The 21,682-nt window shown below is 76.2% G+C and carries 16 protein-coding genes; 5 read left to right on the plus strand and 11 right to left on the minus strand.

Features of this window, described 5'->3' with window-relative positions:
- Positions 1-139: 139 nt before the first annotated feature.
- Positions 140-1,246 carry a phosphotransferase gene (locus tag NR073_RS10415; RefSeq protein WP_230278212.1) on the plus strand — a complete coding sequence of 369 codons (1,107 nt, stop codon included), beginning with the start codon at positions 140-142 and terminating at the stop codon, positions 1,244-1,246.
- Here NR073_RS10415 and NR073_RS10420 read toward each other — a convergent pair.
- From NR073_RS10420 to NR073_RS10430, 3 genes are read right to left on the minus strand one after another with little or no spacing between them, the layout of a single operon-like run.
- Positions 1,221-4,751 (minus strand): ATP-dependent DNA helicase, encoded by a 3,531-nt coding sequence (locus NR073_RS10420; protein ID WP_256748806.1) that lies wholly within the window; start codon positions 4,749-4,751, stop codon positions 1,221-1,223. The genes NR073_RS10415 and NR073_RS10420 overlap by 26 nt on opposite strands.
- A complete protein-coding gene (locus NR073_RS10425) occupies positions 4,739-8,179 on the minus strand; it encodes an ATP-dependent DNA helicase (RefSeq protein WP_230278214.1) in 3,441 nt (1,146 codons plus the stop codon). The genes NR073_RS10420 and NR073_RS10425 overlap by 13 nt, the downstream gene beginning before the upstream one ends.
- Positions 8,176-8,586, minus strand: a complete 411-nt coding sequence (locus tag NR073_RS10430) for an MGMT family protein (RefSeq protein WP_044659752.1) — start codon at positions 8,584-8,586, stop codon at positions 8,176-8,178. Before NR073_RS10430 ends, NR073_RS10425 begins: the two co-directional genes overlap by 4 nt.
- Before the next feature lie 44 nt (positions 8,587-8,630).
- Between NR073_RS10430 and NR073_RS10435 the strand changes: the two genes are divergently transcribed.
- Positions 8,631-9,317: a 3'-5' exonuclease gene (locus tag NR073_RS10435; protein WP_044659751.1), complete on the plus strand. Its 687-nt coding sequence runs from the start codon at positions 8,631-8,633 to the stop codon at positions 9,315-9,317.
- Between the two features lie 28 nt (positions 9,318-9,345).
- On the opposite strand, the gene hemL is transcribed toward NR073_RS10435, so the two are convergent.
- Positions 9,346-10,671 (minus strand): glutamate-1-semialdehyde 2,1-aminomutase, encoded by a 1,326-nt coding sequence (gene hemL, locus NR073_RS10440; protein WP_036381097.1) that lies wholly within the window; start codon positions 10,669-10,671, stop codon positions 9,346-9,348.
- Entirely contained in the window at positions 10,668-11,654 is a 987-nt protein-coding gene (gene hemB / locus NR073_RS10445; protein ID WP_036314332.1) for a porphobilinogen synthase, read from the minus strand. Before hemB ends, hemL begins: the two co-directional genes overlap by 4 nt.
- Before the next feature lie 107 nt (positions 11,655-11,761).
- Here hemB and brnQ point away from each other — a divergent pair, with 107 nt between their 5' ends.
- The 3 genes from brnQ (at position 11,762) to NR073_RS10460 (ending at position 14,651) form a co-directional block, all read left to right on the plus strand.
- Positions 11,762-13,156, plus strand: a complete 1,395-nt coding sequence (brnQ, locus tag NR073_RS10450; RefSeq protein WP_256748807.1) for a branched-chain amino acid transport system II carrier protein — start codon at positions 11,762-11,764, stop codon at positions 13,154-13,156.
- Between the two features lie 10 nt (positions 13,157-13,166).
- On the plus strand, positions 13,167-14,270 hold the full coding sequence (locus tag NR073_RS10455) for an NYN domain-containing protein (protein WP_256748808.1): 1,104 nt from the start codon (positions 13,167-13,169) through the stop codon (positions 14,268-14,270).
- A gap of 99 nt (positions 14,271-14,369) precedes the next feature.
- Positions 14,370-14,651, plus strand: a complete 282-nt coding sequence (locus tag NR073_RS10460) for a hypothetical protein (protein ID WP_256748809.1) — start codon at positions 14,370-14,372, stop codon at positions 14,649-14,651.
- Positions 14,652-14,678: 27 nt separating this feature from the next.
- Here the strand turns inward: NR073_RS10460 and NR073_RS10465 are convergent, their stop codons facing one another.
- From NR073_RS10465 to hemE, 6 genes are read right to left on the minus strand one after another with little or no spacing between them, the layout of a single operon-like run.
- Complete coding sequence (locus NR073_RS10465; RefSeq protein ID WP_256748810.1) at positions 14,679-15,518, minus strand: uroporphyrinogen-III synthase; 840 nt, start codon at positions 15,516-15,518, stop codon at positions 14,679-14,681.
- A gap of 1 nt (position 15,519) precedes the next feature.
- Complete coding sequence (hemC, locus tag NR073_RS10470; protein ID WP_119217195.1) at positions 15,520-16,653, minus strand: hydroxymethylbilane synthase; 1,134 nt, start codon at positions 16,651-16,653, stop codon at positions 15,520-15,522.
- A gap of 4 nt (positions 16,654-16,657) precedes the next feature.
- A complete protein-coding gene (locus NR073_RS10475) occupies positions 16,658-18,007 on the minus strand; it encodes a ferrochelatase (RefSeq protein WP_049147270.1) in 1,350 nt (449 codons plus the stop codon).
- Positions 18,007-18,723: a hydrogen peroxide-dependent heme synthase gene (gene hemQ / locus NR073_RS10480; protein WP_036314319.1), complete on the minus strand. Its 717-nt coding sequence runs from the start codon at positions 18,721-18,723 to the stop codon at positions 18,007-18,009. The genes NR073_RS10475 and hemQ overlap by 1 nt, the downstream gene beginning before the upstream one ends.
- Positions 18,724-18,773: 50 nt before the next feature.
- Positions 18,774-20,282 carry an NAD(P)/FAD-dependent oxidoreductase gene (locus NR073_RS10485; RefSeq protein WP_036381112.1) on the minus strand — a complete coding sequence of 503 codons (1,509 nt, stop codon included), beginning with the start codon at positions 20,280-20,282 and terminating at the stop codon, positions 18,774-18,776.
- Positions 20,279-21,502, minus strand: a complete 1,224-nt coding sequence (gene hemE, locus NR073_RS10490) for a uroporphyrinogen decarboxylase (protein WP_041103347.1) — start codon at positions 21,500-21,502, stop codon at positions 20,279-20,281. Before hemE ends, NR073_RS10485 begins: the two co-directional genes overlap by 4 nt.
- Positions 21,503-21,682: the final 180 nt, after the last annotated feature.

The following is a 21,682-nucleotide window of genomic DNA, read 5'->3' on the forward strand; positions in this document are numbered from 1 at the left end:
TCATGATTCTTACCGTTCCTCTCGGTACGGCTTACACAGACCATCTGACACGCCCTCCTGCGGGAGAGGCCCACTCGTCTCATCTCAGCCGGCGCCTCGTGGCAAGAACCTCATGACCCACAACACCTAGGCTGGAGGGGTGGATCGTCAGCCCCTTCGTCTTGCAGCCCTGGCCGCCGCGGCCGTCCCCGGCCTCGCCCCCGTCTCCGTGGAGGCGAGCCCGGACGACCCCGCGGACTTCTCGACCGCCGTCGTCGTGGACGGTGAGGGCCAGCGGTGGCGGGTCCGCTCGCCCCGCACCCCGGAGGCGGGCATCCGTCTCGAGACGGAGCTGCAGGTGCTGGCGGGCCTGACCCCGGCGGTGCGCGCCGGCCTGCCGTTCCGCACGCCCTCCGTGGCGGGCGCGGTGCGGCTCGAGGGGCTGCGCACCTTCGTCTACCAGGACATGCCCGGGCGTCCCGTCACCCTGGACGAGCTGGCCTGGCTCGGCGAGCCCGCGGTGCAGGACGTGGGCCGTGTGCTGGCCGCGATCCACACGCTGCCCTCGGACGTCGTGGACCACGCGGACCTGCCCTCCTACACGGCGGAGCAGATCCGGCAGCGTCACCTCCACGCCCTCGACCAGGCGGCCACCTCCGGCCGCGTGCCGCCCCTGCTGCTGCGCCGCTGGGAGGAGGCCATGGAGGAAGAGGCCTTGTGGCGGTTCACCCCGGTGCCTGTGCACGGTGACCTGCACGAGGACAACCTGCTCCTCGAGCGCGGCCGCGTGGTGGGCGTGACGGGCTGGACGGACCTGCACGTGGGCGACCCGGCCGGCGACGTCGCCTGGCTGGCCGCCGCCACGGACCCGGACCTGGCCGACCGCGTCCTCGACGCCTACGCGGCCCGGCGGGCCGCCGCGGGGGCCGCCGACGACGGCGACGCCCACCTGATGCGCCGTGCGGCGCTGCTCGCCGAGTTCGCCCTCGCCCAGTGGCTCACGCGGGGCCTGGACCGGCACGACGAGGGGATGGTCGCCGAGGCGGAGGCCATGCTGGCCGAGCTCGCGGACGACGTGCGCGCCGCGCAGGAGGCGGCCGCGCGCCAGGCGGAGGCCGACGCGGCCGCCGACGCCGCCGAGGACGCCCGGGATGCGGCGGAGGACGCCCGGGAGGCCGCGGCCGCGAGGACCGCGGACCCGGAGACGGGGCCGCTGCCCGCCGTCGAGGTGGTGCGGCCGATCAACGGCGGGCCAGGGCGTCCGTGATGTGACGCTCGAGCTCCTCCTCCCCCGGCAGGTCCCGGAAGGAGCGCTCCTGCCCGTGGGCCACATATACGAAGCTGGCCCCGATCCGTTCCAGCGGGATCCCGTGCAGCCGTGACCAGGCGAGCCGGTAGACGGCCAGCTGCAGCGACTTGAGCTCGAGGTCGCGGCCCCGCGGCACGGCGCCGGTCTTCCAGTCGACGAGCTCCCAGTCGGCCTCGGGGTCGAAGGGCAGGCGGGGGTCCCCGCCGGAGCGGTAGATCGCGTCGACCCGGCCGCGCAGCGTGATCCCGCCGACCGTCGTCTCGACCGGGGCCTCGACGAAGGCCGGGGTGCGCTCCGCCCAGCGCGAGGAGCGGAACCACTCCTGCATCGGGCCGAGGTCGAGGGCCTCGTCGACCCACAGGTCCGCGGCGTCCTCGGCCGAGTCGATGTCCAGCATGCCGGTGGCCCCGAAGCGCTCCTCGAGCCACGCGTGGAACGCCGTGCCGCGTCGCGCCGCGTGCGCGGGCGGCCGGGGCAGGGGCCGGCGCAGCTGCTCGGCCACGGCCTGCGGGTCGGCGGCGAGCTCGCCGTAGAGGGACACGGAGACGTGCTCGGGCAGGGCGGTCTCCCCGCCCGTCCCGGCGACGTCCCGGCGGCGCAGCAGCACCCAGTCCACCTGGCGGGCCAGCTCCGGGTCGTCCCCGAGCGCCGCCGGGTCCGCGGCGTGCACGGCCGCGGCGGCCGCCTCCACCCCGTGCCGGCGGGCCCGGGAGCGGCGCGGCAGCGGCTGCCAGCGTTCCTCGTCCTCGGGGTCCTCCGGGTCGGCGACGAAGGCCTCCGGGCCGTCGAGCGGGTCGAAGGGCCAGCGGGCGACCAGCGTCCGGCCCGCGGCGGGGTTGGCCTCGGGCAGGTCGTCCTCGGCCGGGGCGGGGCCGAGCGCGACGCCGGGCACCTCCCCCGCCAGGCCGGCCACCTCCTCGAGGAAGGCCGAGGCCGGCAGAGGCTCCTTGTTGACGCCCTTGAACAGGGAGGTGCTCAGCCACAGGGCGGATCGCGCGCGCGTGTACGCCACGTAGGCCAGGCGCCGCTCCTCGCGCTCGGCGTGCGCGGCCACGGCCACGGCATAGGGGTCCGGGTTGCCCTCCTGGGCCGCCTTCGAGCTGTATCCGGTGCCGGCCGACTGGACCCAGTCCCGCTGGTCCTGCGCCCACGAGCCGTCCCACTGCGGCAGCGACGCGCGGTCCCCGCGCAGGGGCCACGGCAGCGCGCCGGCCCCGGGGCTGGTCCAGCGGTCCGCCCGCGTGGACGGGAACGTGCCCTCCTGCAGGCCGGGGACCGCGACGACGTCCCACTCGAGCCCCTTCGAGGCGTGCGCGGTGAGCACCTGGACCAGGCCGGGGGTGGGTTCGGCGTTCTCGACGCCGAGGCCGTCCTCGTGCTCGAGGACGGACTCCGTCCAGGCCAGGAACGCCGTCAGGTCCGTCGCCGTGGTGCCGGCGCCGAAGTCGCGGGCCGCGTCCTGGAACGCGTTCAGGTGCCGCCGGGCCGCGGCCGCGGAGACGCCGGGCCGCAGGGCCACCTCGACGTCCAACCCCGTCTCACGGATCACCTCCGCGATGAGGTCGGCCGGGTCCTCCCCGGTGCGCGTGGAGAGCCGGCGCAGCTCGGCGTTGACGGCCCTCAGCCGGGCCAGGCCCTCGGGTGAGAAGCCGCGGCCGCGGGAGCCGACCCAGTCCGTCTCCTCCCCGGGCAGGGAGTCGAGGGCCTCCAGCAGGGCGGCGGCGTCGGCGTCCTCCTCGGGGCTCACGTCCCGGTCCGGGGCCGCGTCCGGGGCAGCCCCGGCGGGGTTCTCCCGCCCACCGGCGGCCCGCTGGGCCCGCAGCCGCGAGACGAACCGGGCGCGCTCCTGGAGCACCTCGAGGTCGGCCACACCGATGCGCCAGCGCGGGCCGGTGAGCAGGCGGACGAGCTGGTCGCTGCGCGTGGGGTCGGCCAGCACGTGGAGGACGGCGAGCACCTCGGCGACCTCCGGCAGCGCCAGCAGCCCGGAGAGCCCGAGCACCTCGTAGGGCAGGCCGGCGGCGTCGAGCGCGTCCAGCACGGGGCCGAACTGGGCGCGGGTGCGGCACAGGACGGCGCGGCTCGGGGTGGTCCCCCCGGGCCCGGCCCCGGTGAGGGCGCCGAGGCGGGCGACGACGTCGGCGGCCTCCTCCTCCGCGGTGACGAACCGGTCCACCCGGACGACGCCCTCCCCCGCGCCCGGCCGGGGCCGCAGGGTGCGCACCTCCACCGGCGCGCCGCCCGCCGCGGCGGCGTGGGCGTTCAGCGGCGCGGCGACGGCGTTGGCGACCGCCAGGATCGACTCCTCGTTGCGCCACGCGATCGTCAGGTGCGAGACGTCCGCGTTCACACGCCGCGGGGCGCCGCCGGGACCGGTCTCCAGCCGGGGGAAGGCGTGCGGGAAGGCGAAGAGCTGCCCGGCGGAGGCGCCGCGGAAGCCGTAGATCGACTGGTGGGGGTCGCCCACCGCGGTGACGCAGTGCCCCAGCCCGGGCGCGTCGTCCTCGGGGCCGCGCGGGCCGAACAGCCCGGCGAAGATCCGCATCTGGGCGTGGGAGGTGTCCTGGAACTCGTCCAGCAGCACCACGGGGAACCGCGCGCGCTCCTGCTCGACGGCCGCCGGCACCTCGACGGCGATGCGCGCCGCGTGGCGCAGCAGGTCACCGAAGTCCATGACGTCCTGCTCGCGCTTGACCTCGTCGTAGCGGGCCACGAGGTCCGCCATGAGGGCGCGGTCCGCCAGGCCGGTCAGGAATTCCTGGATCTCCTTCGAGGGGGTCTTGGCGCGCGGGGGCAGCGGCAGGGCGCTCCCCTGCTCGGCCAGCCGGGCGAGGAACCCGCGCACCTCGTCCGCGGTCACCAGGTGCTCGGCCATGTCCCCGGCCAGCCGCAGGGCCTGTGTGATGAGCCGGGACGGGGCCACGCCGAGGGTGTCCGCGACCACCGGATGCGAACGCACCACGGCGCCCATGAGCCGGTGGGCGTCCGCGCCCCCCAGCAGCCGCGCCTCCGGTTCCACGCCGATCCGCAGGCCGTGGTCCCTGACGAGCGCGCCCGCGTAGGAGTGGTACGTGGACACCGAGGCGCGGCCCAGGTCCTCGGGCTCCCCGTCGAAGCCGGGGATCTCGAGGCCGGAGCGCAGCAGGGCGTCCACGCGCCCGTTGATCCGCTCGGCGAGCTCACCGGCCGCCTTCCGGGTGAACGTGACGCCGAGGACCTCGTCCGGGCGCACGAGCCCGTTGGCCACGAGCCACACCACGCGGTCGGCCATGGTGGCGGTCTTGCCGGATCCGGCGCCGGCCAGCACCAGGCGCGGAGTGAGCGGGGCGGTGACCACCTCGGCCTGCTCCTGCGTGGGCGGGGGCAGCCGCAGCCGCGCCGCGATGTCCTCCGGGGAGTGGACCGCGTCCTCGACGCGCGGACGATCGGTCGGGGCGGCGGGATCGCCGGTCAGCGGGGCCATTCGGTGACCTGCCTTCCTTCGGAGCAGAGCGGACAGACGGAGGGCAGCGCGCACCGACGGGCGCCGGCCTCGTGGAGGGCGAGGAAGCGCGGCCCCGTGGTGCGGCGGGCCGCCGTGAACACCTGCTCGAGCGCCCAGGTGTCCTCGTCCTCGAGGGCCGGCTGGTCCTGCACCTTGGTCTTCTGGGTGCCGGCGCCGAGCTGGACGAGGGCCGCGCCGGCCGGCGTCGTGGGCCGCTCCAGCCCGGCGAGCGCGGCGCGCAGGGCGGGGTCGGTGGCGGGGTCGTCCCGGACCTGCTCCAGACCACCGGCGCGGACGGCCACCTGGTAGGCGGCCAGCTGGGGCTGGCGCGCCATCTCCGCACCGGTGGGCGCGCTGCGGCCGGTCTTGAGGTCGGCGATGAAGGGTCGGCCCTGCGCGTCCGCCTCGAGCCGGTCCACGACGCCGGTGATCCGGACGGTGGTCCCGCCCCAGGTCAGGTCCGCGAGGAGCCGCACCTCCTGGGCCACGGGCCGACGCCCGGCCGCCCGGGCGATGCTCCAGTAGCCGATGTAGGCGTCCACCAGGCCGCGGGCCCGGTCGTGCTCGATCTCCGTGATCCAGCCCTCCGGCAGGCCGAGTTCGGGCAGGCGGCGCTCCAGTTCGGCACGCACGTCCTCGGGCATGCCCTCGGGATGGTGCTCGGCCACCGAGTGCACGAGCGTGCCCACGGACTGGGCGAGGGTTCCGCCCGCGTTCGCGCCGACGTGGTACAGCACCCAGTCCAGCGGATTGCGCAGGGCCGTCTCCACGCGGGAGGGCGAGAGCGCGACGACCTCGTGCTTCGGGTCGACGAGCGCAGCCTCGGTGGACAGCGGCAGCAGGCCCCACCAGCGTCGGGGGTCCGCGACGGTCACGCCGTCCTCGGCGAGGGCCGCCAGGCCGGCGGCCGCCGCCGCCCGGGGTGTCGCCCCGTCGGCCGCGTCCGCCTCGTCCCCGGCCTCCAGGACGCGGCGCAGCCGGCCGACGAGCGCGGGCGCCGTGATCGGGTCGGGGACCGCGGTGAGCCGCCGGACGCCGGCGGCGTCGCGCGCCTCGGCGGGCAGCCGTTCGGGCGGGTCCACCAGGTCGAGGAAGTCGGAGGGGCCCTCATCCGGCGAGCGCACGGCCGTGGCGACCACCTGGCGCCGTGCCCGGGAGACGGCGGCCGCGAGCATGCGCAGCTCGTCCTGGCGGACCTCGCGCAGCCGGGTGCGGTGGTCCGTGGGCCACGGGGCGTCCGCGGGCAGGGTCACGAGGTCCACGAGGTCGGTGGCGCCGAGCAGCTGGCCGCGCAACCGGGTGTTCGGCCACACGCCCTCCTGCAGGCCCACGATGATCACCGTGTCCCACTCCTGGCCGGCCGCCGCGGCGGGGGTGCGCACGTGCACGGCGTCGCCGGACTCGGCCCGGCGGGCCAGGGTGTCCACGGGCAGGTCCTGGGACTCCATGTAGACGGCGAACGACTCGGGCGAGGCGCCCGGGAACTGGTCCACGAAGCGCTCGGCCACCTTGAACAGGGCGACGACGGCGTCGAGATCCGCGTCCGCACGGCGGGACTCGCGGCGGTCGTTCGCGTGCTCGGCGGGCCGCAGCGCGAGCGAACGCCACCGCTCGGCCCGACCGGAGGCGGACCACAGCGCCCACAGCACGGTCTCGGGCGAGGCCGAGGGGGCGCGGGCGGCCTCCAGGCCGTCCCGGAGCATCCAGTGGACGCGGCGCAGGGCGCGGTGCCGCTCGTGCTCGGGGCCGGCCAGGCTCGGGTCCAGCAGGGCCGCGGCGAGCAGCGCGTCCGAGGTGCGCCGGCCGCCCCGGCCCCGCTCGGCGGCCAGCAGGTCCTGGCGCAGCCGCCGCACGTGCAGCGCGCTGGCCATCCCGTACCGGCCGGTGAGCAGTCCCACGACCTCGTCCGGGTCGAGCACGTCCTCGACCCGGGCCTCCGGATCCTCCGCGAGCGCCCCCGCCGCGTTCACCAGCGTGAGCAGGGGCGCGACGGCGGGCTCCTCCTTCAGCACGAGCCCGGCGGCGTCGCGCAGCACGGGGACGCCCTCGGCCTCCAGGTGGCGGGCGAGCGCGGCCACACGGGAGCCGGAGCGGGCGACCACGAGGATCCGGTCCAGGGGCACCCCGTCCTCGTGGTGGACCCGCAGCACCCGTTCGAGGACGAGCTGGTCCTCGTGGGCGCGGGTGGGCACGACGTGCGCGCGGACGGCGCCGTCACCGTCCGCCGGGACGGTCTCGGTCCGGGTCCGTTCGACGCCGGCGGTGCGCTGGCGGACCCGGCGGGCCACGCGCAGGTAGGCGTCCTGGACCTCGGCGCGCATGCGGTGCCCGCGCGTCAGCACCCGGACGCGCCCGTCCGGGGACGCGGGCGGGGCGGCCCCCGGCACGGGATCGGGGTCGAGGACCCCGGGGTACCGGGCGAGGAGGTCGGGCCGGGCGCCGCGGAAGCCCTCCACGGTGGTGTCCGGCGACGCGGTGAGCAGCACGTCCCGCCCGCGTCCGAGCACGGTGAGCAGGTCGTGCACGGCGGGGGTGGCCTCGTGGAGGTCCTCGACCACGAGCACGGCCAGGCGGTCCCGCTCCGCCGCCACGAACGCCTGCGCCGCGGCGTCGCGCTCCGGGTCCTCGGGATGCCGCTCGGTGAGCACGCGGACGGCGGCGGACAGCAGCCCGGCGGCGTCGAACGCCTCGGCCATGCCCAGGTCGATCCGGTCCCGGTAGTCCTGCAGCAGCACGGCCGCGGCCTCCCACTCGGGGCGCCCGTGGGCGGTGCCGAGCTCCTGCAGGCGGCCCGGCTCGAGGCCGAGCTCGCTCATGCGGTCCACGAGCTCGCGGACCTCGCGGCGGAATCCCCGCGCCTCCACGGCGGGGGCGACGTCGGCCGGCCAGTCCGGCGCGGCGGCGAGGCCGGCGGCGTAGCCCTCGAGCAGCTCGGCGATGACCGTGTCCTGCTCGGCACCGGTGAGCAGCCGGGGGGCGACCTCCAGATGCCTCAGCGGTCCCGTGACGCGGGCGCGGCGCAGCAGGTCGAACGCGTAGGAGGACCAGGTCCGCACGGGAGTGACGGCGCGGGTGCCTCGACCGGCGGCGGCGAGCCGGCGGGTCAGGGCGTCGCGCAGCCGCGCCGCCGCGTCCCGGCTCGGGGCCAGCAGCAGGAGGGACTCGGGGTCCAGCCCCTCCTCGATCCGGCGGGCCGCGTACTCGACCGCCACGGTGGTGCGCCCCGTGCCGGGGGCGCCCAGCACGAGCACGGCGCCGTGCCCGGGGGCGAGCGAGGCGATCGCCTCCTGCTCGTCCGTGAGCGTGATCCGGTCCTCGGGCGCGGCGGCCGTGCGCACCAGCCGGGCGGCCCGTTCCGGCGCCGCCGCGTCGTCGTCGAAGCGGTCCTCCCCGTGTTCCCTGGTCATGGACCCATCCTCGCACCGGGCCCGGACACGATACGGTCGGCGATCGCACGGATCGCCCGCGCGGCGCCGTCGTCGGGCTCCCAGCGGGCCCGGCGCAGGTCCACGCGCCCGGCCGGGGTGCGGGGCGTGCCCTCCCGCTCGTGCTCGACGGCGGCCCGCGCGGCCAGCTCCGGGGGCAGCGAGCCGTCGGCCCGGACCACCCGCCACCACGGCGTGCCGGGGCTCGATTCGGCCATCGCCCGGCCGGCCTGCCGCGGACCGCCGACCCCCAGCAGGCCGGCCAGCCCCCCGTAGCTGACGGCGCGTCCGGGCGGGACCAGACGGGCGAGCGCCTCGAGCCCCTCGCCGAGGGTGAGCGGTCCGTCGTCGCGGTGGCGGGCGCCGGGGAGCACAGGGTGATCGGTCACGACCCCATCCTGTCGTGTCCGCCGGTCCGGGTAGCGTGAGGCGCGTGACTTGGCATGAGAGCATCCGCGCCGGCTTCGACCTCGAGACCACCGGACGTGATCCGCGCACCGCGCTGATCGTGACCGCCACCCTGGTGATGGTGGACGAGCACGGCCGCGCCGCGTCGTCGGCCGAGTGGCTCGTGGACCCGGGCGTGCCCATCCCCGCCGAGGCGGCCGAGGTCCACGGCGTCACCACGGAGCGGGCGCAGGCGGAGGGCATGCCCGCCGCGCAGGGCGTCACGGAGATCACCGAGACCCTGCGGGACCTGTTCGCGGCGGGCATCCCCGTGGTGGCCTTCAACGGCGTGTACGACTTCACGGTGATGGACCGGGAGGCGCGCCGCCACGGGCTGACGCCGCTCGAGGCCCGCCCCGTGATCGACCCGTTCGTGCTGGACAAGCAGGTGGACCGGTTCCGCAAGGGCAAGCGCACGCTCTCCGCGGTGTCCGAGCACTACGGGGTGACCCTGGAGAACGCGCACACCTCCGCGGCGGACGCCCTCGCCGCCGTCCAGGTGGCCGACGCCCTGGCCGCCCGGTACGAGCAGCTGCGCGTGGCGCCGACGGACCTGCACGAGCGGCAGGTCCGCTGGAAGGCCGAGCAGGCGGAGAGCTTCGAGCAGTACCTGCGACGCAAGGACCCGCAGGCCACCGTCTCGCGCCACTGGCCGGTCGAGGCCGAGCGCTGAGCGCCCGGCCCCGACCCGCACCCGGGTCTCAGCCCTGGGGCGTCGCCGCCGCGGCCGCCTTCGCCGCGGCCGGCAGCGCGTCGAGCACCCGGGTGACCGCCGCGTCGTCGTGGGCGGCGGAGACGAACCAGGCCTCGAACACGGACGGCGGCAGGTACACGCCGGAGGCCAGCATCGACTGGAAGAACGGGGCGTAGCGGAAGACCTCCTGGCCCTGGGCGTCCCGGTAGTCCCGCACGCCGGTGCCGGAGGTGCCGAACGCCAGGGAGAACAGGGTGCCGGCCCGCTGGATCGAGTGGTCCACGCCCTCGGCGTCGAGCGCGGCCACGAGGCCCTCGCGCACGGCGTCCGAGGCGCGCGTCACGGCCGCGTAGACGGCCTCGTCGGCGCGGGAGAGCGTGGCGTGGCCGGCGGCCATGGCCACCGGATTCCCGGAGAGGGTGCCGGCCTGGTACACCGGACCGAGCGGGGCCAGGTGGTCCATGATCTCGGCGGAGCCGCCCAGCGCGGCCGCGGGCATGCCGCCGCCGATCACCTTGCCGAAGCACCAGATGTCCGGGGTCCAGCCCTCGGGCTGTCCGGACAGGCCCCAGCCGCCCGTGGCGGTGGCGCGGAAGCCGGTGAGCACCTCGTCCCAGATCAGCAGCGCGCCGTGGCGGCGGGTGATCTCGCGCAGGAACGCGTTGAAGCCCTCGGCGGGCTCCACGACGCCCATGTTGCAGGGCACGGCCTCCGTGATGAGCGCGGCGATGCGCTCGCCGTGCTCGGCGAACACGGCCTCGACGGCGGCGCGGTCGTTGTAGTCCACCACGAGGGTCTCGGAGGCGGCGGCCTCGGTGACGCCCGCGGAGCCGGGCAGGGCGGCGGTCGCCACGCCCGAGCCGGCCGCGGCCAGCAGGCCGTCCGAGTGGCCGTGGTAGCAGCCGGCGAACTTCACGATCAGGTTGCGGCCGGTCACGCCGCGGGCCAGGCGCAGGGCCGTCATGGTGGCCTCGGTGCCGGTGGACACGAAGCGCACGCGCTCGACCGGGACCTTGGAGGCGATCAGCTCGGCCAGCGCGGTCTCCTCCAGCGTGGAGGTGCCGAAGCCGAGGCCGCGGTCCACGGCGGCGTGGACGGCCTCGACGACCTCGGGGTGCTGGTGGCCCAGCAGCATGGGGCCCCACGAGCAGACCAGGTCCACGTACTCGTTGCCCTCGACGTCGGTCAGGTACGGGCCGCGTGCGCCGGCCATGAACCGGGGCGTGCCGCCCACCGAGCCGAAGGCGCGCACGGGTGAGTCGACGCCGCCGGGGATGACGGCCTGGGCCGCGGCGAAGGCGGCGGCGTTGGTGGTCGGCTGGGACGCGGTCACAGGGACCCCTCCTTCATCCAGCGGCCGAGCTCGGCCGCCCAGTAGGTGAGCACGGAGTCGGCGCCGGCGCGCCGGATGGAGAGCACGGACTCGACGATCGAGGCCTTCCGGTCGATCCAGCCGTGCGCGGCGGCGGCCTCGATCATCGCGTACTCCCCCGAGATCTGGTACGCGGAGACGGGCACGTCCGCCATGTCCGCCACGTCGCGCACGATGTCCAGGTAGCTCATCGCGGGCTTGACCATCACCATGTCCGCGCCCTCCTCGAGGTCGAGGGCGACCTCGAGCAGGGCCTCGCTCCGGTTGGCGGCGTCCATCTGGTAGGTCTTGCGGTCGCCCGTGAGCTGGGAGTCGACGGCGTCGCGGAACGGCCCGTAGAACGCCGAGGAGTACTTCGCGGCGTAGGCGAGGATCGCGGTCTCGTGGTGGCCGGCGCCCTCGAGGGCCTCCCGGATCACGCGGACCTGGCCGTCCATCATCCCGGAGGGGCCGAGCACGTCCGCACCGGCCTCGGCCTGCGCGACGCCCATCCGGGCGTAGATCTCCAGCGTCGCGTCGTTGTCCACGGCGCCCTCGGCGGTGAGCACGCCGCAGTGGCCGTGGTCGGTGAACTCGTCCAGGCACAGGTCGGACATCACGACGAGCCCGTCCCCCACCTCCGCCTTCACGTCCCGGATGGCCCGGTTCAGGACGCCGTCCGGGTCCAGGGCGGCGCTGCCGACGGCGTCGCGCGTGGTCGGCACGCCGAACAGCATGATGCCGCCCAGGCCCAGCTCGGCGGCCTCGGCCGCGGCGGCCTTGAGCGAGTCCGCGGTGTGCTGCACGACGCCCGGCATCGAGGCGATCGGCACGGGCTCGGCGGCGCCCTCCTTGATGAAGGCCGGCAGGATCAGCTCGGCGGGGTGCAGGCGCGTCTCGGCGGCGAGGCGGCGCATCGCGGCGGACCGGCGCAGACGCCGGGGACGGTGCAGCGGGAAGGACATGACGGGGTCACACGCTCCTGGTTCGGGGACCCGTCCAGTCTAGGCGCGGAGGCTGACCGCGCGCCGGGTACAGTCATGGCGCCCCGTTCGCCGTCGAGAGGCCCGTGATGCCCCCGCGCCTGCGCCCCGGTCAGACCCTGCTGCTGGCCTCGCTCGTCTTCGGCCTGTTCTTCGGCGCGGGCAACCTGATCTTCCCCGCCGGCCTGGGCCGGGATGCGGGCACCGCGGTCACGCCGGCCACGCTCGGCTTCCTCGTCACGGCGGTGGGGCTGCCGGTCCTGGGCATCGTCGCCTCGGCGGTGACGGGGGCGCGCTCGGTCCGTGAGATGACGGCGCCCGTCTCCCGGCGCTTCGCCGTGGCGTTCACGTGCCTGCTGTACCTGACGATCGGCCCCCTCTTCGCCATCCCCCGCACCGCCACGGTGTCCTATGAGATCGGTGTCGCGCCCCTGGCGGGCGACGGCGGCCTGCGGCTGCTCGGCTTCACGGCGGCGTTCTTCGCGGTCGCCGCGGTCGCGGCGTTCCGTCCGGGCCGGCTCATGGAGTGGGTGGGGCGGTACCTGACCCCGGCGTTCCTGGTCCTGCTCGGCGCTCTGGTGGCGGCCGCCGTCGTGGCCCCGATGAGCACGGGCGCCCTGCCCTCGCCGACCCCCGCCTACGCCGACGGGGCGCTCGTGCGGGGCCTGCTGGACGGCTACGCCACGATGGACGCGCTCGCCTCGCTCGCCTTCGCGGTCGTGATCGTCGACGCCGCCCGGCGCCTGGGCGTGACGGGCCCGCGCCGCATGGCGGTGGAGCTGGGCAAGGCGGGGCTGCTCGGCGGCGCGGCGATGACGGTGGTCTACGCCTCGCTGGCGTACGTCGGCGCCACGAGCCACGGCGCGTTCGCACAGGCCGCGAACGGCGGCGACGTCCTCGCCCGCACCGCGAGCCACTTCTTCGGCACGGCGGGCGCGTACCTCATCGCGGCCATCGTCTTCGTCGCGTGCCTGAAGACCTGCATCGGACTGATCGTGGCGTGCGCCGAGATGTTCGCGGAGATGTTCCCCGGGTCCTACCGGCTGTGGGCGAGCCTCTTCCTCGTGGTGTCCTTCGCACTCGCCAACCTGGGCCTGGAGGCGATCATCGCCTGGTCCGTCCCGGTGCTGATGTTCCTCTACCCGATCGCCGTCGTCGTCATCCTGCTCGGCCTCGCCTGGGCCTGGGTGCGGGACCGCCCGGCGGTGGCCCGCTGGGTGGTCGCCTGCACGGGGCTCGCCGCCTTCTTCGACCTGCTGGGCGCCCTGCCGGAGGCGCTCGCGACGACGCCGCCCGTCACCGCCCTGACGGGCCTGGCCGGCCGGGTGCTGCCCGGCTACGCGGTCGGCTTCGGCTGGGTGGTCCCGGCGCTCGTCGGGCTGGTCGTCGGCACGCTGGCCGCCGCCTCGCGGCCCCGCCCGCGCCGGGGCGAGCGGGAGGCGATCCCGGTCACCGCCGGCCACGGGCGCACCGCCGCCGACTAGGGTGGGACACATGCCCGAACCCACCCCCGCATCCCTGCGCATCGCCGTCCTGATGGACAGCGACAACGTCTCCCCCAAGTTCGCCCCCCTGATCCTCGAGGAGCTCGCCACCTACGGCACCCCCACGATCAAGCGTGCGTACGGCGACTGGACCACGACCAACCTCAACGGCTGGAAGAAGGCGCTGAACCACCACGCGATCCAGCCGGTCCAGCAGTTCGCCTACACCGTGGGCAAGAACTCCTCGGACTCCGCGCTCATCATCGACGCGATGGACCTGCTCTGGATGGGCAACGTGGACGCGTTCGCCCTCGTCTCCTCCGACTCCGACTTCACGCGCCTGGCCACCCGCCTGCGCGAGGGCGGCAAGCGCGTGATCGGCCTGGGCGCCCGCAAGACCCCCGCCTCGCTGCGCAACGCCGTGGACCAGTTCATCTACCTCGAGCTGCTCGGCACCGCCACGGACCACGACGTCGACGACGACGAGACCGGCGAGGACGCCCCCGCCAAGGAGGAGAACGCCAAGGCGTCCGAGGGCTCCGGCCGCTCGGGGTCCCGCCGCGGCGGTCGAGGCCGCGGTCGCGGGTCCAAGACCACCGACGCCGCCGAGTCCCCCGAGGCCACGGACGCGGACGCCGAGGCCCCCGCCGCCGACGAGGCCCCCGCCGCCGACGAGGCGCCCGCCGGGGACGCCGCCGCCGGCAAGGACGGGAAGGCCGCGGAGGCGAAGTCCGGGGCCGGTCGGCGGGGCCGCCGTGCGTCGTCGTCGGACGTCACCGAGGACCCGACCCCGCCCGAGGTGCCGGTCGAAGCCGAGCCCGAGCACGACGAAGCCGAGCACGAGCACGACGAGGCCGACGCCGCCCCGCGCATCGACCTGCAGGCCGCGCTCACCAAGGCCGTCAACGCCACGAGCACCGACGACGGCTGGGCCACGCTGTCCCTGATCGGCCAGCACCTGAGCCGCACCCACGTGGACTTCGACCCGCGCGACTTCGGGCACTCCAAGCTCTCCACCCTCGTGGAGGACCAGCCGTACCTGCGCACCCGCACCGAGGGCCGCACCATGGAGGTCTCGCTGGTCCGCCGCCGCAGCCGCCGCGCCGAGGGCTGAGCGGCACGGCCCGTCGTCCCCCGCGGCCGGCGGGCCGGTCCACCGGCCGTTCACCCGCCGGCCACCCGGCCACCACGCCCGCCCGGTAGGCTCCCCGCCATGGGGAACACTCTGGGCTTCCTGCGCGGCGTCGACCGCCTGCACGCCTTCTACACGGAGAACGTGCGCATGCTCGCGCACGCGTACGACCTGACGGACGAGGAGGCCTCGGAGCTGCTCGCCAACGCGGGCTTCACCAACGTCTCGGTCGCCATCCTGCGCGACCCGCGGGTGGACATCATGGCCGCCGCCACCGGCGTGCCGGAGGACGAGACGCACGACGCCGGCCCGGCGCCGACGGAGGACGACGCGACCGACCCGGACGGCGACCGCCCCGACTGAGCCGGGCCCCGAGTGCGGCCGGGCGGCTCAGGCCGCGCCGCGCAGCACGGCCAGCACTCCGGCCGCATCCGGCGTGGGGGCCGTCCCGAGCAGGGGCAGACCCCGCCGCGCGCATGTGTCCCGGGTCGGCGCGCCGATCGCCACGAGCCGCACCCGCTCCCCCACCAGCGGCGTCAGACCCGCGGCCACGAACTCCTCCGCCGCGGACGAGCTGGTGAGCACCACGGCGGTCCCCGCCGCGACCGCGGCCAGCCGCGCGGGCGTCACGACGTCCCCCCGGCCCTCGTCCGCCGCCCCGTCGAGCAGCCGCCTGCCGGCCTGCGCCGGATACGGCACCGTCCGGTAGGCGAGCCCGGTCCGCACGTCCCAGCCCGCCGCGCGCAGGCCGTCGGCGAGGCGGGACCGGGCCCGATCGGACTGGGGCAGCCACGCGCGGGCGCCGCGGGGATGCAGGGCGGCGAGTCCGGCGATCAGGCCCTCGGCGGAGCGGTCCTCGGGCGGCAGCCACGGCGCCGCGTCGCAGCCCGCCTCGGTCAGCACCCGTGCCGTGCCCGGTCCGGTGACCGCGATCCGCGCGCCCGCCGGGACATGGCCGTCCCAGCCGACGGCCCTGAGCGCGCGCACGGTGTTGGGGCTCGTCACCACGAGCCAGCGGGACCCGTCCGAGCGCACCGGCCCGGCCGCATCACCGTCGGCCCCCGCCCAGTCCGCGAGCAGCGCGCGCAGGGGGCCGTCGTCGTCGGGCAGTGCGAAGTCGGTCAGCGGCAGGAAGCCGACCCGCAGCCGCCGCCCCGCCACCTCGGTGCCGGCGAGACCGGCCTCGAGGTCGCCGGCCTGGGCCGGCTGGCGGGTGAGCAGGACGCGCATCTCAGGCCGGGTCGTCGGGGCGCGGGGCGCCGTCGCCCCGGTCCACCCCGCGCACCGTGCCGGGCAGCAGGTCGGCGCCCTCGGCCACGAACTGCTCGGCCACGTGCACGCCGAGTGCCTCCGCGGCCACGAACAGGGTGTCCTCGAGCCACTCGTCGCCGGCCGCCGGGTCGCCGGCCACGTCGGTCGGCACCGGGTCGAGCTGCACGGACGAGGTCCGGCGCAGCACGCGCGAGCCGTCGAGGGCGGCCACCATCGCGGTCATCTCGATGCGCGGCGCGCCGGCCTCGCCGTCGGTCACGCGGGCCACGGCCCCGATCGGCGCGGCGCAGCCGGCCTCGAGGCGGCGCAGCAGGGCCCGCTCGGCGGTGACCGCCACGTGGGTGTCCCGATCGTCGACCAGCTCGAGGGCGGCGTGCAGCCTCCCGACCGGCGCCTCGGGGTCCAGGAGCGCCCGACCGAGGAAGGACTCGTCCTCGGCCCGGATCTCCACGGCCAGGGCGCCCTGCCCGGGGGCGGGCACCATGACCTCCGGGTCGATCCGCTCGGTGATCACGTGGTCCAGGCCGAGCCGGTCGAGCCCGGCACAGGCCAGGATCACGGCGTCGAGGTCACCGCGGGGCGAACCCGCGGCGGCCGGGGCGTGATCGTCGTGCTGCTCCAGCCCGGGCACGCGGGCCAGGCGGGTCTGCACGTTGCCGCGGATGTCCACCAGCTCCAGATCCGGGCGCAGCGCCTTGAGCTGGGCCACGCGGCGCGGCGAGCCCGTGCCCACCCGGGCGCCCTCGGGCAGGGTCGCCAGGGTGAGGCCGTCGCGGGCGCACAGGGCGTCCCGCAGGTCGGCCCGGGCCGGCACCGCGGCGATCTCGAGGGTCTCCGGTTGGACGGCCGGCAGGTCCTTGAGCGAGTGCACGGCCGCGTCCACGACGCCGTCGAGCACGGCGGCCCGCAGCGCCGAGGCGAACACGCCGGTGCCGCCCAGCGAGGCCAGCGAGCCGGTGGTGACGTCGCCCTCGGTGCGGATCACCACCAGCTCGTGGGCCAGGCCGGAGCGCTCCGTGAGCGTCTCGGCCACGTGGGTGGTCTGCGTGGTCGCCAGGGCGGAGCCCCGGGTGCCGATGCGCAGGGGGGTCACGGTCTCAGGCCTCCTCGGCGGGGGCCGCGGCGCCCGCCTCGTGCTCGGCCAGCCCGCGCACGGCGGCGTCGACAGCGGACGTCGTCGGCCGCGTCGAGCCGTCCCGCATCACCTTGACGCAGCAGTCCGGCCGGCACACGTCGTACCACGCCGGGAAGCAGCCGACCGCGGCGCGACCCTCGCGCCGGCCCAGCCGCTCCTCCACGATGTCCACGAGCCCGGCCACGAACCGCGGGTCGGTGCCCGGGGTGGGGCTACGACGGAACCCCACGCCCAGCCCCTCGGCGGTCTCCTTGGCCTCGGTGTCGAGGTCCCAGACCACCTCCATGTGGTCCGAGACGAACCCCAGCGGCACGACGATGAAGCCCGCCACGGCACGCCCCTGCGCGTCCGTCTCGGCGCCCTCGCCCGCGAGGTGCTCCATCGCGTCGTTGATGTCCGGCTCCAGCCACGGCACCGAGGGCGGGCCGGAGCGCGACTGGTACACGAGCGACCACGGCACGTCCGCGGCCTCGGGCACGCCGGCGAGGATCTCGCGGGCCACGTCGAGGTGCTGCGCCGAGTACACGTCCGCACCCTCGTCGCCCGGCTCCGCCCCCGCCTGCGCGCGCAGGTCTGCGGCGAGGCCGCGCGGGCCGGCCGCGGCGGCGTCGGAGGTGGGGATCGAGTGGGTCGCGAAGAGCACGTGGATCCGCGCGTCGTCCCCCAGCTCCGCGCGCAGCGACGCCAGGTCCGCGCGCAGGCCGTCCCGGAACGGCTCGATGAAGCCGGGGTGGTTGAAGTACTGGCGCGTCTTGTCCAGGTCCACCTTCCCGGTCAGGCCGGTCTGCTCCAGGGCCATGCCCATGTCCTCGCGGTACTGGCGGCACGAGGAGTAGCAGGAGTACGCGGAGGTGGTGACCGTCAGGATGCGGCGGTGCCCGTCGGCGTGCATCCGCTCGAGGGTGTCCGGGAAGTAGGGCTCCCAGTTGCGGTTGCCCCAGTACACGGGCAGGTCCAGGCCGCGGGCGGCCAGCTCGGCCTCGATGGCCGCCTTCAGCGCGCGGTTCTGCGCGTTGATGGGGCTGACGCCGCCGTTGGCGCGGTAGTGGGTGGCGACCTCCTCGAGGCGCTCGTCCGGGATGCCGCGCCCGCGCGTGACGTTGCGCAGGAACGGGATCACGTCGTCCTGGCCCTCGGGCCCGCCGAAGGAGGCGAGCAGCAGGGCGTCGTAGTCCTTGGGGGCCATCACGCCGCACACGTCGTAGTCGACGCCGGCGGCGGCCTTCTCGGGCGTCCGGAGGGCCGGGGCGACGCCGGCGTCCGGGCCGGTGTGGACGGGCGCGTCGGCGCGGGGCTCGGGGGCGGCGGTCATCAGGCCAGCACCTCCGCGATCTCGGCGGTCTCCAGACGGCGTCCGGTGTAGAACGGCACCTCGCTGCGCACGTGCAGGCGGGTCTCGTTGTTGCGCAGGTGGCGCATCATGTCCACCAGGTCCGTCAGCTCGTCCGCCTCGAGGCCCAGCAGCCACTCCCAGTCGTTCAGGCCGAACGCGCTGGTGGTGTTCGCCCACACCTGCGGGAAGTCCTGGCCGAGCTGGCCGTGCTCGCGGAGCATGCGGGCCCGCTCCTTCGGGTCCAGCAGGTACCAATCGTACGAGCGCACGAACGGGTAGAAGCACAGCCACTTCAGGGCCTTGCGGCCCATGGCGAAGGCGGGGACGTGGTCCTTGTTGAACTCGGCCATGCGATCGGCGCCCATGGCCGAGAGCACCATCGTGGTGCCCTCGAGCAGACGGGTGCGGCGCAGCTCGCGGATGGCGGCCTGCAGGTCCTCGGGCACCTGGCCGTACATCCACACCATGACGTCGCCGGCCTCGCGCATGCCCGAGACGTCGTAGACGCCGCGCACGGTCACGCCGGTCTGGGCCACCCGCGCGACGGCCTCGTCGAACTCCTTGGCGGCCTTCTTCGCGTCACGGCCCTCCAGTCCCAGCCAGCCGGGCTCGCCCTGTGGGCGGGCGAACACGGTGTAGGTGGTGAACCAGTCCTTGCCGGCCTCGGCAGGGGTGGTGGTGCTGTCCTTGGTCATGGTCCTCTTCCTTGAGATCCGATTGCGTCAGGGGTGGTCTGGGGGCGAGGTCAGCCCGCGGGCGGCGCGTCGGCGCCGAGGGTGCGGTCCACGCCGGCGACGACGGCGGCCAGCCCGGTGCCGTGCACCCAGCTGCCCACGAGGTCGAGGCCGGGCACGTCCCGTGCCCAGTCGATCAGCGTGTCCGCCTTCGCGCGGTCGGGGCCGGCCTGCGGCGGGATGGAGCGGCGCCAGCGGGTGACGGTGCGGGCGACGACGTCCTCCTCCGCCAGCGGCACCCCGGTGAGAGTCGCCGTGTCCACGAGCGCCTGCGCGAGCAGCTCCTCGTCCGCGCTGCGGTGGCCCAGGGCCTCGGGCCCGCCGCCCTGGCGGCCGTAGGACAGGCGCAGCACGTGGCGGTGGGGATGGCGGGCGACACCGTCCTCCTGCGGACGCGCGACGACCTCGCGCAGCCACGCCCACTTGGCGGTGGCGTGGGTCAGGGCCTTGGCGGCCACGTCCGTCCCGGCGCCGACCAGCACTCCGGTGCCGCGTGGCGCGTCGTCCAGGCCCGCGGCCTCGACGACGAGCGTGGCCAGCGCGATGCCCTCGCCGAGGGCGGGGCCGGCGTCGGGGTCCAGGGCCTCGGCCGAGAGCGGGGCCAGCAGGTCCCAGGCGGTGACGCCGTCCACGGCCAGCACGACGCGGTCCACGTCGAGCCCGCGGACGACCTCGTCGTCCCGGTCCGAGATCTGGGCCCACCAGCCGCCGGTGGCGGGCACGCGGGACAGGGCGGCCACCCGGACACCGCGCAGGACGGTGGCCCCGTCCTCGCGCAGCGCCTCGACGAGCCGGCCGGTGAGGCGGACCATGCCGCCGTCCAGACCGGCCACGAGCGAGCCGGGGGTCCCGGTGGACCGCAGCGCGGCGACGCCCGCGGCCAGCCCGCCGTGCTCCACGGCGGCGGCGAGCAGGCCGGGGGCCACGCGCTCCAGCTCGACGACCGCGGGGTCGGCCGAGTGGACTCCGGCGACGACGGGGGCCACGAGGCGGTCGAGCACCTCGTCGCCGAGGCGGTCGGCCACGACCTGCGCGACGGTCACCGGCTCGCCGGCCGCGAGCGCGGCGGCCCAGCGATCCATGGGGGCCTCGGCGTCCTGCCGGGCGCGCTCCAGGCCGGCCGGCGTGAGGGCGGCGGCGAGGTCCTCGGCGTCGAGGTCGCCGGGGATGCCGACGATGCCGAGACGCGGGGCGCGCACGGGGCCGGCGGGACCGTGCAGCCACGAGCCGAGGGGCTCGGGCGCGACGATCTTCTCGCCCAGCCCGAGCTCCTCCACGAGCGCGCGCACGGCGGCGCCGCGGACGGCGAACGACTCGGCGCCGCCGTCGAGTTCGAGGGTCTGGGTCTCGGGGGCCCCGGTCTCGCCGTGCGAGGGGACGTCGAGGAAGCGCGGGGAGACCGCGCCCCCGAGCACGGAGGTGGCCTCGGCGAGGGTCACGTCCCAGCCCGCCGCGGACAGTCGGTGGGCCGCGACGAGGCCGGCGATGCCGCCGCCGACCACGAGCGCCGTGCCGCTCATGCGCGCTCCTCCCGCTCGGCGGTCTCGACCCCCGGTGCCGGGTCCTGGCCCTCCCGCTCCGGCACGGGCAGGGAGTGGATCAGCTCGACCACGCGGGTCAGCACGGCCGCGTCCGTCTCCGGCGGCACGCCGTGGGCGAGGTTGACGACGTGGCCGGGCGCGACGGCGCCGGAGGCGACAACGTCGCGCACGTGGGCCTCGAGGACCTCCCACGGGGCGGCGAGCAGGGCCGGGTCGATGTTGCCCTGCAGGGGCACGGCGCCGCGTCCGTCGGGGCCGGGGTTCGCGCTGAGCCGGCGGTGCGCCTCGGCGAGCGTGAGGCGGTGGTCCACGCCGACGGCGGTCGCGCCCGCGTCACGCATGTGGTGCAGGAACTCTCCGGTGCCCGTGCCGAAGTGCAGGAGCGGGGCGCCGTCGGGGACGCCGGGCCCGGCGAGGTCGGCGACATGGGCGAGGGCCGCCGTCGAGTGCGGCTGCACGTGCTCGAGGTAGTCGTCCGCCGAGAGCGAACCGGCCCACGAGTCGAACAGCTGCGCGGCGGAGGCGCCGGACTCGAGCTGGGCGCGCAGGAACTGGCCGGACACGGTGGCCGCCCAGCCGGCCAGGGCGGCCCAGGTCTCGGGGTCGGCGTGCATCATGCGTCGCGGGCCGAAGTGGTCGCGGGAGGGACGGCCCTCCACCATGTACGCCGCCAGCGTGAAGGGGGCGCCGGCGAAGCCGATCAGGGGGCGCGGGCCCAGCTCGGCGACGGTGGCCGCGACGGCCTCGCGGATGACGTCCAGGGCGGCGTCCTCGAGGACGGGCAGCGCGGCGACGTCGTCGGCGGTGCGGACGGCCTGGCCGAGCACGGGGCCCACGCCGGGCTGGATCTCCACGTCCACGCCCGCCAGGCGCAGGGGGACCACGATGTCCGAGAAGAAGATCGCCGCGTCGACGTCGTGGCGGCGCACCGGCTGCATCGTGATCTCCCGGACCAGGTCCGGCATGAGGCAGGAGTCGAGCATCCCGATCCCCTCGCGCACCTGGCGGTACTCGGGCAGCGAACGGCCGGCCTGCCGCATGAACCACACGGGGTGGCGGTCGGGGCGCTGGCCGCGCAGCGCGCGGAGGAGCGGGCTGGCCACGGTCGAGCGTGACGGATCCTCGGTGCGCAGCGGGTGCTCGGCGGGCAGTGCCGGGACGGCCGCGGGGGTCTCGGGGGTCTGGGACAGGGCGGACATGCCCCCAGTGTCCCACCGGTCGTGTCGCGGTGGCACATCCGCGTCCTCCGTGAGCGTCGTCACACTGGCCGACGGCACCCGGGTCAGGTCCGCCTTCCCGGACGGGCGGGGCGGTCGGGGCTAGATGTAGGAGGGCATGACGTTGTTGACTCGGGTCGGTGCCAGTGAGGCCGGAGGAGC

This window comes from Micrococcus sp. Mcc28 (assembly GCF_024519775.1).
Taxonomy (GTDB): domain Bacteria; phylum Actinomycetota; class Actinomycetes; order Actinomycetales; family Micrococcaceae; genus Micrococcus; species Micrococcus luteus.

Bases quoted from the DNA above. Each gene is read 5' to 3' on its own strand.
- NR073_RS10465 (WP_256748810.1), bottom strand. From the start codon at position 15,518: ATGCGCGTCCTGCTCACCCGCCAGCCGGCCCAGGCCGGCGACCTCGAG.
- hemB (WP_036314332.1), bottom strand. From the start codon at position 11,654: ATGTCCTTCCCGCTGCACCGTCCCCGGCGTCTGCGCCGGTCCGCCGCG.
- NR073_RS10485 (WP_036381112.1), bottom strand. From the start codon at position 20,282: ATGAGCGGCACGGCGCTCGTGGTCGGCGGCGGCATCGCCGGCCTCGTC.
- hemE (WP_041103347.1), bottom strand. From the start codon at position 21,502: ATGTCCGCCCTGTCCCAGACCCCCGAGACCCCCGCGGCCGTCCCGGCA.
- NR073_RS10420 (WP_256748806.1), bottom strand. From the start codon at position 4,751: ATGGCCCCGCTGACCGGCGATCCCGCCGCCCCGACCGATCGTCCGCGC.
- brnQ (WP_256748807.1), top strand. From the start codon at position 11,762: ATGCCCCCGCGCCTGCGCCCCGGTCAGACCCTGCTGCTGGCCTCGCTC.
- hemQ (WP_036314319.1), bottom strand. From the start codon at position 18,723: ATGACCAAGGACAGCACCACCACCCCTGCCGAGGCCGGCAAGGACTGG.
- NR073_RS10475 (WP_049147270.1), bottom strand. From the start codon at position 18,007: ATGACCGCCGCCCCCGAGCCCCGCGCCGACGCGCCCGTCCACACCGGC.
- NR073_RS10460 (WP_256748809.1), top strand. From the start codon at position 14,370: ATGGGGAACACTCTGGGCTTCCTGCGCGGCGTCGACCGCCTGCACGCC.
- NR073_RS10455 (WP_256748808.1), top strand. From the start codon at position 13,167: ATGCCCGAACCCACCCCCGCATCCCTGCGCATCGCCGTCCTGATGGAC.
- NR073_RS10425 (WP_230278214.1), bottom strand. From the start codon at position 8,179: ATGACCAGGGAACACGGGGAGGACCGCTTCGACGACGACGCGGCGGCG.